Below are 12092 nucleotides of genomic sequence, written 5' to 3' on the forward strand. Positions count from 1 at the left end.
TTGAACCGTGCCTGACGGCTGAGTGCCATAACTTCACGTCCGGTCATCGAGCACCCGCAGCAGTTAGGAACCCCTTTTCGCATGGCCAAGCGCCAACCTCCCGCAGCAGAAGATTTCACCGAGAAGATCATTGATATTGATGTTTCCAGTGAGATGGAAGGGTCCTTTCTCGAGTACGCCTATTCGGTGATTTACTCGCGCGCCCTGCCCGATGCGCGGGACGGGCTCAAGCCGGTGCAGCGGCGCATCCTGTACATGATGAGCGAGATGGGCCTGCGGCCGGACCGGGGCCATGTCAAGAGCGCCCGCGTGGTCGGCGAGGTGATGGGCAAGCTGCACCCGCACGGCGATACCGCCATCTACGACGCCATGGTGCGGATGGCGCAGGACTTCTCCCTGCGGCTGCCGCTGATTGACGGGCACGGAAACTTCGGCTCGCTCGATGACGGCCCCGCCGCTCCGCGCTACACCGAGGCACGGTTGGCGGCCGCGGCGCTGGCGCTGACGGACAACTTGGACGAGGACGTCGTCGACTTCATCCCCAATTACGACAATCAGCTGACGCAGCCGGAGGTGCTCCCCGCGGCGTTCCCCAACCTCCTGGTCAACGGCGCCAGCGGCATCGCCGTCGGCATGGCCACCAACATGGCCCCGCACAACCTCGGCGAGGTCATCGCGGCGGCCCGGCATCTGATTGCGCACCCGGATGCGACCCTCGAGGACATGATGGGCTTTATCCCCGGGCCCGATCTGCCCAACGGCGGCCGGATCGTGGGCCTGGACGGCATTCGGGATGCCTATGCCACCGGCCGGGGATCCTTCAAAACCCGCGCCAAGATCGGGATCGAGCAGCTCTCCGCCCGCCGGACCGGGCTGGTGGTGACGGAGCTGCCGTATCTGGTGGGGCCGGAAAAGGTGATTGAAAAGATCAAGGACGCGGTCACCTCCAAGAAGCTGCAGGGCATCAGCGACGTTAACGACCTAACGGACCGCAACCACGGGCTGCGGCTGGTGATCGAGATCAAGAACGGTTTCAACCCGAACGCCGTGATCGCCCAGCTGTATCGCTACTCCCCGATGGAAGATTCCTTCGGGATCAACAACGTCACCTTGGTCGACGGGCAGCCGCAAACCCTGGGGCTGCTGGACCTGCTGCGGGTCTACGTTGCGCACCGGCTGCAGGTGGTCCAGCGCCGGACGTCCTACCGGCTGGGGAAAAAGAAGGACCGGCTGCACCTGGTGGAGGGCCTGCTGATTGCCATCGTCGACATCGACGAGGTCATTCAGATCATCCGCTCCTCCGATGAGGTCGCCGCCGCGCGGGAGCGCCTGATGGCGATCTACGATCTCAGCGAGATCCAGGCGAACTACATTCTGGAGCTGCGCCTGCGCCAATTGACCAAGTATTCGCGGATCGAGTTGGAAAAGGAACAGGACGAGCTGCGCCGCGAAATCGCCGAGCTGGAAGCAATCCTGGCCTCCGAACAGCGGCTGCGGGACCTGGTTTCCGGCGAGCTCGGCGCCATCTCCGACAAATACGCCACCCCCCGGCGCACGGTCCTGCTGGAATCCGAGGCCGTGGCCCCCGGCGTTGCCAAAGCCCTCGCAGCGGCTGACGGGGCCGGCGTTGGCGTCAAAGGAAAGGCCGCCCCACTGGCGCTGGAAATCGCCGACGACCCCTGCTGGGTGATCCTCAGTGCCTCCGGCCAGATCGCCCGGACCTCCCATCAGGAACCGCTCAATGATGGGGGGCCGCGCAACAAACACGATGTCTTCCGGTCTGTGCTGCGCACCAGCGCCCGTTCAGAGATTGCGGCGCTGACCTCCGCCGGGCGGATGCTGCGGCTGCAGGTGGTGGACATGCCGGTGCTCCCGCCGACAACGGCCATGCCAAACCTGGCCGGCGGCGTCCCCGCCAAGGAATTCCTCACGCTGACACGCGGCGAAACACTAGTCGCGTTCACGGCGCTGAACGAGATCATCGCCATCGGTACCGCCCAGGGCGTGGTTAAACGCGTATCCCCGGACTACCCGCTGAACCGCGATGACTGGGATGTCGTCGCGCTCAAAGACAAGGACAGCGTGGTAGGCGCCGCCTCCGCCGGCGAGGACGACGAGCTGGTCTTCATCACCGAGCAGGCGCAGCTGCTGCACTTCCCCGGCTCCAGCGTCCGCCCGCAGGGCCGTACCGCCGGCGGGATGGCCGGCATCAAGCTCTTGCCCGGGGATTCCGTGATCAGCTTTACCGTCGTCAAAACGGCCGACGACGGCGCACCCGATCCGGCCGCTGTCGTCGTCACCATCTCCGGCACCTCCGATGCCCTGCCGGGCACCGTGCCGGGCTCCGCCAAGGTGACCGCGTTCACCGAGTACCCCGCCAAGGGCCGGGCCACCTGCGGCGTCCGGGCACACCGCTTCCTCAAGGGCGAGGACCAGCTGCTGCTGGCCTGGGCGGGCCACGGTCCCGCCAGAGCCGGTTCCGAGGCCGGCGTTGCCAGGGCTCTACCCGCCGAACACGGTCGCCGCGACGGTTCAGGCATCATGCTGTCCCAGGCGGTCGAGGCGATCGGTCCCAGCTACGCGGCTACATCCGCTGCGGCCGGCACCGGGGACTGACGCAGCGCCGATCGTCGCACAGACGTCGTGGCATATGCCTAAACTACTGTCATGGTCATCACCCCGGATAGCAAGGACTGGACTTGGGTACTCACCAGGCCCTGTCCCGACTGCGGTTTCGAAGCCGCCACCACAACCCCGGCGATGGCGGCCAGCGCGCTGCCCGAACTGCTGCCCCGCTGGCACGCCGTGCTGCGCCGGCAGTACGCGGCGGAGCGCCCGGATGGGCACACCTGGTCGGTACTGGAATATGCCTGCCACGTCCGCGATGTCTTTGGCCTTTTCGACCAGCGTCTGCACCTGATGCTGGAGAGCGACGACCCGGAGTTCGCCAACTGGGACCAGGACCAAGCCTGCCTGGATGAGGATTACGGCAGTTCGGATCCGGCAGCCGTGAGCGCCGCTCTGCTGGAGGCCGGCGCCGAAATCGCCGCGTCTTTCGCCGCCGTTTCGCAGGACCAATGGTCCCGGACCGGACGGCGCAGCGACGGCAAGGTTTTTACGATCAGGACCTTCTCCGGGTATTTCATGCACGACATCGTGCATCATCTGCACGACGTCGACGGCTGAGCGGAATAGTCCCAGGCTGCTGAGCGGTGCGTGGGCCGGAAGCCCATCCGATCGTAATTGGCTAACTGGTGTCCCACCACCTCACCAGTACCGGCATCCAACGCGACCGCAGCGACAGTCGCCGCCTACCTCTAGCGAGTGAGTGGTCGCTTAGTGGCCAACGACGGCCGCTTTGAACCTGTCCTGATGAAACTAAGGTGGTAATCCCGATATGGCGGTAGTCTCCATAGTGTTTCTCATAGTTGGTACGAACTTGTGCACCATTCCCGCGGCGATGCAAGTCGCGAAGGCATATCCTGAACCGATTAGCTACTTCAAGGGACCTGTAGGAAAGGTCGCCTGGCTGTGGCTTTTGGGAATTGTCTCTTTTGTTGTCGGCACCTGGACTCTTCCTCCCACTGATGGTCTGGACCAACGCTGGACCTTCGCCATTCCGCTGATTGCAACCGTCGCTCCCGGGGCCGTTCTCCGCATATTTCATAACGCTGTAGCGCGACTCTAGGAGAACCATAAGCAGGGGTGAGTCGATAGTATTATGGTCCTCGGCCTCACCTGGATTGTGCTAAGAAACCCAATAGCGTATTTCCTAAATTTTATCGTGCGGTCTTTGGGCATAATGCGCCCAGCCGGAAAAGGCGAAAGCCCTGGCCGCCATCGCGATGCTTTTCGCTATTTTGCTGCTGGTTGCAGGAGCCATAATTCTTGGTCCCAACCTTGTCTACCACCAGCTCAGAACGGCTTGGTACTCGGCGGATGCCTGGGTGGCCTGCACATCCATGGGAGCACTCCCCGTGGAGACTCTCGGCGCCCCGAGCTCCAGGGTGAGGTCCGCCGGATGGCGAGCCGCCAGGTCGTGGGTGACCAGCACCACCGCTTTGTCCCGTAGCGCCCGGCGCAGGTCCGCCAGCAGCGAGGCCGCCGATTCGGTGTCAAGATGGGCCGTGGGCTCGTCCAGCAGGAGCACATCGGCGCCGGTGAGCAGGGTTCGTGCGACCGCGGCCCGCTGGCGCTGTCCACCGGAGAGATGACTGCCCTCCGGGCCGAGCCGGGTGTCCAGCCCGTTCGGCAGCTCCCGAAGCAGCGGACCGAGCCCGACGTCGTTGAGCACCTTAACCAGCTCGGCCTCCACAGGCGCGTCTGACCGCGGGCGCGCCAGCAGCAGGTTCGCCCGGAGGGAGGAGTCGAAGAGGTGCCCCTGCTGCGGACACCACGCGATCCGGCCCGTCGAGGTGCAGGTTCCCTCGAGGGGTGCCAGGAAGTCGAGCATCACGGCCAGCAGAGTTGATTTCCCAGACCCTGACTCCCCCGTCACCGTCAGCCATTCGCCGCTGCGCACGGTCGCATCGAGCCCGCTGAAAACGGGCGCGGCCGAATCCGGCCAGTGCGCCGTGACGCCCTTTAGCCTCAGACCGGGCGTTGCGGAACTCTGCCGTGAATCCGCAGGCAGCGCCGAAAGCGGCTCCGGGCGGACGCGCCCGGAGCCGGCGTTCTCCCCGCCGGCGTTCTCCCCGCCTGCGCCCGCGGGCGCAAAGTCATCACTGAAGCGTGCCAGCACCGTTCGCAGCGCGGGCCAGAGCTGGACGGCGGCACTGACCGGGGCAAAGGCGTCCACCAGGGAGAGATTCAGCAGCACCAGCGCGGCCAATGCCTCGACGGGGAGCGTCCCGGACGCGACCTGACCTGCACCTGTGCCAAGAATGCCAAAAGCGCCCAGGGCAGAAAACAGGACCAAGAGGCCCTGCGCTGTGCCTTGTGCCCGGGCCGCCCTCTGTACTGCCGTCGTCGCGGCGCGATCATCCCGGCGGAGCCGTTCCAGCAGTGGCCCGTCCGCGCGGTTGACGCGTAAATCGGCGGCCGCGCCGAGCAGTACGCTCACGGTGCGGATGACGGCGGAGCGGTGCCGGTGTTCGGCAATGCCTGCTCTATTGTCGGCCCACAGGGCGGTGGCCGGAGCCAGCAGCAAAGCACCTGTGAGCACCACGAGCTGGAGCGGGGCGGCGGCAGGCAGCAGCAGCGCCGTCGTCGTCACCACGGCCGCTGCGGCCAGCAGGCCGGCGGCCGGCGGGAGCACCACCCGCGGCGCCAAGTCACGCACGGCGTCGAAATCCCCGATCAAGTGGTCCACCGCGCCGTCACCGCGCAGCAGGGACCGCCGGGAGAGCACCCGCCGCGTCAGGGATTCCCAGACGTGCACACGCAAACGGGTGAGCGAAGCGAAGACTGCGTCGTGCAGCCAGAGCCGCTCGCAGTATCGCGAGACCGCCCGGAGCAGACCGAAGAACCTGACGCCCACAATGGCGACCAATAGATACAGGATGGCCGGTTGCTGGCTGGCACGCACGATCAGCCATCCGGAGAGAGCGGTCAGCGCGAGGGCGGCGAGCGTTGCCACCGCACCGGCGACGACGGCGAGCAGGAACCGCGGGCGCCATGGTTCCAGCACGGCGACCAGCAGTCTGAACAGCCGTGCGGTGGGGACGGATTTGCCAGACCGGGCGGAATGGCCGGACCGGGCGGACCGGGCGGAAGAAGGACGGTCCGCCCGGACTGAAGACGTACAGGGCGCTCGTGCGGCAGAAGGGAGGAGACCGTTTGAAGAGGGACCGGCCGCACCGTCGGAGGCCACAACGTCCTTGACGCTGAGCGTGCTCGGGTCAACGTCCCCGGAGACAGTGATCGGCAGGCTCCGCGCGTCCCTGGCTCCGCCGGCATCGGAACTTTCGGCCGTTCGAATGCCGCCGGCATCGAGGCGGACCACATGATCCGCCAGTGCGAGCGTGGATTCATTGTGCGCGACGAGGATGATAGTGACAGTTCCACAGAGAGCGATAATGGTCTGCTCGATGCTGCGGGCTGTGAGACCGTCCAAATGGGCCGTCGGTTCGTCCAGCAGCAGCACGGTTGCTCCGGCCTCGATGCGGGCCAGAGCACGGGCAAGTGCAAGGCGCCGCAGCTCTCCCGGGCTGAGCTCCGCCGGATGGCGCGCGGCGGCATAGCCAAGCCCCACTCGGTTCAGCAGCTCGTCAGCCGTTCCGCGAGGCGCCGTTCCGACGCCTGCACCGTAAAGTTCCACTTCGGCACGGGCAGTCTGTGCAACGGTGGCTGGATGCTGCGGCACCCACGCCAGGTGTTCGGGATCTACCCCCGTGATCTGGCCGCTGACCTGCACCGCCGGTGCCGCAGTCCTGCCGTCCGGTCCGGCGTCCGCGTCAGCCTCTGCCACGGTGGCTGTCGCGGCCTGCGGCGCAGTCTCGGACGGACCAAGCAGCCCAGTCTCAGTCACGGAAAGCGGGGTGACGATGCCGGCCAGTACGTGCAGCAGGGTGGATTTTCCGCAGCCGCTTGGCCCGGAAATTGCGGTGATCTGCCCAGCCGGGGCCGTGAAACTCAGTCCGGAAACCGCGTCGCCGCTCCGATCCGGATAACTGACGCGTAGCCCGGACACCCGGACCTCCGGGACGTGCCGGTCCTCCGGGGCGTGCCGGTCCGCCCGCGGCCGCCCGCCGCCGTCATCCCCGGCGCCGCCGTAATCCCCGGCGCCGCCGTAATCCCCGGCGCCGCCGTTGTCCGGAGCGCCGTCGTCGGCCTGCGGGGAATGCAACTGAGCCGCAGGCACCCGAACCGTCAGGGGCACCGCAACCGGAGCGGCAAGGATTTTCTCCGCCCGCTCCAGCGCCTCCCGGCCGTCCTCGCTGGCGTGGTGCGCAGTGCCCAGCTCACGCAGCGGCAGGTAACACTCCGGCGCCAGGATGAGCACCAACAGGCCCGTTTCCAGATCCATGGAGCCCTGCACCAGCCGCACGCCGATGAAAACGGCGACGACGGCGACCGAGAGGGTGGCGACCAGTTCCAGTGCCAGCGCGGACAGGAACGCCACGCGCAACGTACCCATGGTGGTCCGGCGGTAGTCCTCCGAGACCCTCCGCAGTGCCTCGGTCTGCGCCTTCGCCCGGCCCAGGCCCACCAACACGGGCAGTCCCTTTGCCAGCTCCAGCAGGTGATTGGACAGCCGGGACAGCGAATCCGCCGCCCGTTCCACCTGCTCGCGCGTGTGCATGCCGATCAGCACCATGAACAGCGGCACCAGCGGCACTGTCAGGACGACAATCAGGGCGCTGACCCAGTCCGCCAGCAGAATCCGGGCACCGATCAGCAGCGGCATCGTGGCGCAGCCGACCACGGCCGGCAGAAACGCGGTGTAATAGTTATCCAGCGCGTCCAGTCCGCGGGTGGCCAGCACGGTGCCGGCACCCTGTCCACCGGCACCACCACCGGCACCCTGTCCTCCGGCACCACTACCGGCGTCGAGGACCATCCGTCCGGCAAGTTTCAGGCGAAGGTCCTCCTTGGCGCCGAGTGCCGTCTGCCGGGCCACAACGGCGATGGCCCAAACCACGGCTGCCCGGGCCAGCGCGGCGGCGGCACCGGTCAACAGAGCCGCCGTCAGGCCGCCGTCGTCGGATATCACGCTGACTATCCCTGTGACCACCGCCTGGGCCAGCAGCAGCCAGATCAGCGACTTCAGCGCGATCAGCAGACCGAGCAGATACAGGCTGCGCCTGGCCCCGGCGGGCAGCCGCGGGCCGTTGCCGAGAGCCATCTCAGACCGTCCCCACGGCAGGCACCACGTCGTGCGCCTGCGGCAACTGGCTGGCGCTGACGCGCTTGCGGAAAACCCAGTAGGTCCAGCCCTGGTAGGCCAACACCAGCGGCACACCGACACAGGCCACAATGCTCATCAACCCGAGGGTGTACGGCGAGGAGGAGGCGTTGCTGATGGTCAGGTCCCACTCATGGTTGAGCGTGGAGGGGAGAACCGTGGGGAAGACGGATCCGAAGATCGCGGCACTGCCGGTCAGCAGGAACACGCCCAGCCCCAGAAAACTCCAGCCCTCCCGGCCTCGGCCGGCCATCCGCCAGGCGGTGAAGGCGGCTACCGCGGACACGGCGACCAGCAGCCAGCTGATCCCCTTACCGTGCTGATAGGTCAGCAGCACCATCCAGAGGACCAGCGGCAGCAGACCCACCGGGAGCCAGCGCGTCACCAGGCGCCGGGCGCGTTCGCGGATCGCACCGTCCGTTTTCAGGGCAAGGAAGGCTGCGGCGTGCACCAGCGAGAAGCCGACGACGGCGAAGCCGCCCAGCACGGCGTACCAGCTGAACCAGGCGAACGGGCCGCCCACGCGGTCACCGTTGGCGTCGAGCGGGAGACCCGTTGTGGTCAGGGCCAGGGCGGCCCCGATTCCGAATGCCGAGACGAAGGAACCCAGGGCAATGGCCCAGTCCCAGCGGTCGCGCCAGCGCCTGGAATCGATTTTGCCGCGGTACTCGAAGGCGACAGCACGGAAAATCAACCCCAGCAGGACAAAGACCAGCGGAATATAGAGGGCTGAAAACAGCGACGCATACCAGAGTGGGAAGGCCGCAAACATGGCCCCGGCGGCGGTGATCAGCCAGACCTCATTGCCGTCCCAGACTGGCCCGACCGTGTTCAGCAGCACCCGGCGTTCGGTGTTGTTGCGGGCGAAGAGCTTCATCAGCATGCCGACGCCCAGATCGAAGCCTTCCAGGAAGAGGTAGCCGGTCCAGAGCACGGCAATCAGCACAAACCAGATAGTCGGCAGGGTCTCCATGACGGTGTCCTTTATCGTTAGGGGAAAATCAATGCGCTGGGCGGCGGCCGGACCGCAACTTTGCGGGGGTCGACCCGCGCAGGGCCGACCCCTGCACGACAGGCCCTGCCGGCGTGGCGGATCTCAGTAGGCGAAGGCGAGGACATCATCGGAATCCCCCGGGCTGCCGCCGGAGCCGCCCGCACCGCTGCCCTCGTCGTCGTCGGACTTCGACGCGCCGTCGGACTTACGCAGGTTCACGGGACCCTCCTTCGCGGCGTGCGCGAGCTCGGGCATCGCCGCGGCGACACCGCCCCGGACGTAGCGGAAGAGCAGTCTCACCTCCACCACCAGCAGCACCGCGTAGACGCTCGCCAGCATCACCAGCGAGAAGATCAGCTCCCCCGCGGAGACGCCGGGCGAGACGGCCGCGGCGGTGAACATGAAGACCTGGTCAATGCCGCTGAGCTGCGGGTTGGGCGCCACGACAAATGGCTGCCGGCCCATTTCCGTGAAGATCCAGCCCGCCGCGTTGGCCCCGAACGGCGCCAGAATGCTGAAGAGGGCCAACCGCATCAGCCATCGTGACGACGGCACGGTGCCCTTGCGAACCAGTACCAGTGCCACCAGGGCGGCCAGCGCCGCCAGTCCTCCGAAGCCGATCATGATCCGAAAGCCCCAATATGTTACCGCCATGACGGGTACGTACTGGATCTCCTGGCCGGCCCGATCACCGTAGATCGGATTGGCAGGCAGTGTGGTGCCGTATTTGGCCTGATACTCGGGGACCAGCGTATTGACACCTTTGATGTCGGTGGTGAAATCGTTGTGCGCCAGGAAGGAAAGAATTCCGGGCACCTCAATCACGGCAGTGACGTCGCTGCAGTTCTTGCTGCCCGGGTCCCCGATCGAGAGAATAGAGAAACTGGTGCCGTCGTGGCAGGCGGCCTCAGCAGCGGCCATTTTCATCGGCTGCTGCTCAAACATCAGTTTGCCCTGCATGTCGCCGGTGATCGCGGTGCCGGCGAAGGCAATCATGGCCACCACAGCGCCAATGCGCAGGGAGCGGATCCAGACGGCGTGGTCGGTCCGGTCCCGGCCGGGGATGGTGGCCGACTCCCCCACCACCACGCGGCCGTCCGCATCGATGGTGTCGACGCCGTCGCGCCGGCGACGCCACAGGTGATACCAGGAAATACCCAGCAGAAACCCGCCGGCGACGGCGACGGCCCCGGTGAGCGTGTGCGGGAATGCCACCAGCGCGGTGTTGTTGGTGAAGACGGCCCAGGCATCGACCATCCGCGGACGTCCGTCCACCATTTCGACACCCACCGGATGCTGCATCCATGAATTCGCCACCAGGATGAAGTACGCCGACACCGCCGAACCAAGCACCGCAATCCACAGGCACGCCAGGTGGATCCGGGCGGGGAGTTTTTTCCAGCCGAAGATCCACAGTCCCAGGAAGGTCGATTCGATAAAGAAAGCCAGCAGGGACTCCATCGCCAGCGGAGCGCCGAACACGTCGCCGACGAAGCGGCTGTACTCGCTCCAGGCCATGCCGAACTGGAACTCCTGCACCAAGCCGGTGGCGACACCCATGATGAAGTTGATCAGGAAGAGCTTGCCCCAAAATTTGGTCATCCGAAGGTACTCTTCCTTGCCGCTCCGCTGCCACAGCGTCTGCAGCAAGGCCACCAGCAGGCCAAGGCCAATGGTCAGAGGGACCATCAGGAAGTGGTAGACGGTGGTTATTCCGAACTGCCACCGTGCGATATCCAGCGCTTCCATCGATTCACCTTAGGGACGGGAATAGGACTCTTCTACGATACGTAGAAAATCAATTTCTACCAATTGTAGAATATTTCGGCCGGACCCTGTAGATTTAAGCCAAGGCATCTGCCGCACCCACTTTAAAAGGATCACGATGGCCACTTTGGGGGAGCTCGAACGAGCCGTTATGGATCTGCTGTGGGAACACCCGGAAGCGATTACCGCGAACACCCTGCGGGACCTGCTCTCCCAGCGTCCGCCCGCCGTCGCCGGCGGAACCGACAGCAGGGAACTGGCGGTCACCACCGTTTTGACCGTACTGTCACGGCTGGAAAAGAAGGGCCTGGTGGAACGCGAAAGATCCATCCGCCCGCACCGGTACCGCTCGGTCACCAGCCGAGCCGAGCACACGGCCGAGCTGATGCTCGAGGTCCTCGGATCCGCTCCGGACCGTGAGGCCGTTTTGGCGCGCTTTATCGGAACCGTGAGCGACGGTGAGGCCACCACGCTGCGTAAACTGCTCGGCCAGGGCTAGGGCCGCCAGGCACACCGGTTGGACGCATAAAGCTGATGTTCTGGACATCCTGGTTCCTTGCACTCCTTGCCGTCATCCTGGCATGGCCGGTTCCCCTGTTGCTGGCCCGCGCCGGTTGGACCGCACGCTCCCCCTTCACCGCCATGGTCCTCTGGCAGGCAATCGCCCTCGCTGGCGGGTTGTCCATGATCGGGGCAATGCTGGCGTTTGGGCTCGTGCCACTGGGCGGAAACCTGATCTCCGGGCTGAAGAATCTGCTCGGCATTCTGCTGGGCGGCAGCACCGGTGAGCGGCTCGAGTTCTGGCATGCCTTCGCGCTCAGCGCCGCGGCCCTGCTGCTTGCCCACCTGCTGTTCACTCTGCTGTTGACCTACGCACGGATCCGCAAACAACGCCGTCGGCACCGCGAGCTGTTGGATCTGCTCAGCTCACCGGCTACCGGCAGGCCGGGAACGGTGGTCATCAATCACGACGCACCCGTAGCATATTGCCTGCCCGGCGGCTCCCGTTCCGTCACGGTGCTCTCCGACGGACTCATGAACATGCTGGAGCCGGACGAACTGCGGGCGGTCCTGATTCATGAAAACGCCCATCTTGCCCAACGCCACCATCTGCTGCTTTGGGCCTTCGCAGCCTGGCGTTCCGCACTGCCTTGGCTGCCCACGTCACGGCTGGCGCAGCGCTCGGTCAACTCGCTGATAGAGATGTTGGCCGACGACGTCGCACTGGAATCAGTGGACCGCTCCACCCTGGTGAAGGCGATCGCTCTGGTGGCCAGCGGCTCGGCCCTGCTGCCCGCCAGCGAGCTGGTGAACGGTGGCGCAGACCGCATCGATACTCCGGAGACGACGTCGGCACGGCTGGGCCGGCTGCTGAAGCCGGCTCCGGTACTAAGCCGGAACGCGCAGCTCCTGGTGCTGGCCGGCTCCGTCCTGCTGCTCGCGGTGCCCACGGCGCTGCTGATCGTGCCGGGGCTGCTCGGCTGA

General features: G+C 66.0%; 7 protein-coding genes. 4 read left to right on the forward strand and 3 right to left on the reverse strand.

Annotated elements, in window-relative coordinates:
• The first annotated feature begins 81 nt into the window (after positions 1-81).
• Together QMG52_RS15280 and QMG52_RS15285 are read left to right on the forward strand one after the other, a co-directional pair.
• A complete protein-coding gene (locus QMG52_RS15280; RefSeq protein WP_283561261.1) occupies positions 82-2616 on the forward strand; it encodes a DNA gyrase/topoisomerase IV subunit A in 2535 nt (844 codons plus the stop codon).
• A 51-nt stretch (positions 2617-2667) separates the two neighbouring features.
• Positions 2668-3186, forward strand: coding sequence for a DinB family protein (locus QMG52_RS15285; RefSeq protein WP_283561262.1), 519 nt, complete (start codon positions 2668-2670; stop codon positions 3184-3186).
• A gap of 718 nt (positions 3187-3904) precedes the next feature.
• On the opposite strand, the gene cydC is transcribed toward QMG52_RS15285, so the two are convergent.
• From cydC to QMG52_RS15300, 3 genes are all read right to left on the reverse strand, one after another.
• Entirely contained in the window at positions 3905-7786 is a 3882-nt protein-coding gene (gene cydC, locus QMG52_RS15290) for a thiol reductant ABC exporter subunit CydC (RefSeq protein ID WP_283561263.1), read from the reverse strand.
• Position 7787: 1 nt separating this feature from the next.
• Positions 7788-8819: a cytochrome d ubiquinol oxidase subunit II gene (gene cydB / locus QMG52_RS15295; protein ID WP_283561264.1), complete on the reverse strand. Its 1032-nt coding sequence runs from the start codon at positions 8817-8819 to the stop codon at positions 7788-7790.
• A 123-nt stretch (positions 8820-8942) separates the two neighbouring features.
• Entirely contained in the window at positions 8943-10589 is a 1647-nt protein-coding gene (locus tag QMG52_RS15300) for a cytochrome ubiquinol oxidase subunit I (RefSeq protein ID WP_283561265.1), read from the reverse strand.
• A 136-nt stretch (positions 10590-10725) separates the two neighbouring features.
• Between QMG52_RS15300 and QMG52_RS15305 the strand changes: the two genes are divergently transcribed.
• Complete coding sequence (locus QMG52_RS15305) at positions 10726-11106, forward strand: BlaI/MecI/CopY family transcriptional regulator (RefSeq protein WP_283561266.1); 381 nt, start codon at positions 10726-10728, stop codon at positions 11104-11106.
• A gap of 35 nt (positions 11107-11141) precedes the next feature.
• Positions 11142-12092 carry a M56 family metallopeptidase gene (locus tag QMG52_RS15310; RefSeq protein WP_283561267.1) on the forward strand — a complete coding sequence of 317 codons (951 nt, stop codon included), beginning with the start codon at positions 11142-11144 and terminating at the stop codon, positions 12090-12092.

This window comes from Paenarthrobacter sp. PH39-S1 (genome assembly GCF_030063245.1).
Classification (GTDB): domain Bacteria; phylum Actinomycetota; class Actinomycetes; order Actinomycetales; family Micrococcaceae; genus Arthrobacter_M.

Bases quoted from the DNA above. Each gene is read 5' to 3' on its own strand.
- QMG52_RS15280 (WP_283561261.1), top strand. From the start codon at position 82: ATGGCCAAGCGCCAACCTCCCGCAGCAGAAGATTTCACCGAGAAGATC.
- QMG52_RS15285 (WP_283561262.1), top strand. From the start codon at position 2,668: ATGGTCATCACCCCGGATAGCAAGGACTGGACTTGGGTACTCACCAGG.
- cydC (WP_283561263.1), bottom strand. From the start codon at position 7,786: ATGGCTCTCGGCAACGGCCCGCGGCTGCCCGCCGGGGCCAGGCGCAGC.
- cydB (WP_283561264.1), bottom strand. From the start codon at position 8,819: ATGGAGACCCTGCCGACTATCTGGTTTGTGCTGATTGCCGTGCTCTGG.
- QMG52_RS15300 (WP_283561265.1), bottom strand. From the start codon at position 10,589: ATGGAAGCGCTGGATATCGCACGGTGGCAGTTCGGAATAACCACCGTC.
- QMG52_RS15305 (WP_283561266.1), top strand. From the start codon at position 10,726: ATGGCCACTTTGGGGGAGCTCGAACGAGCCGTTATGGATCTGCTGTGG.
- QMG52_RS15310 (WP_283561267.1), top strand. From the start codon at position 11,142: ATGTTCTGGACATCCTGGTTCCTTGCACTCCTTGCCGTCATCCTGGCA.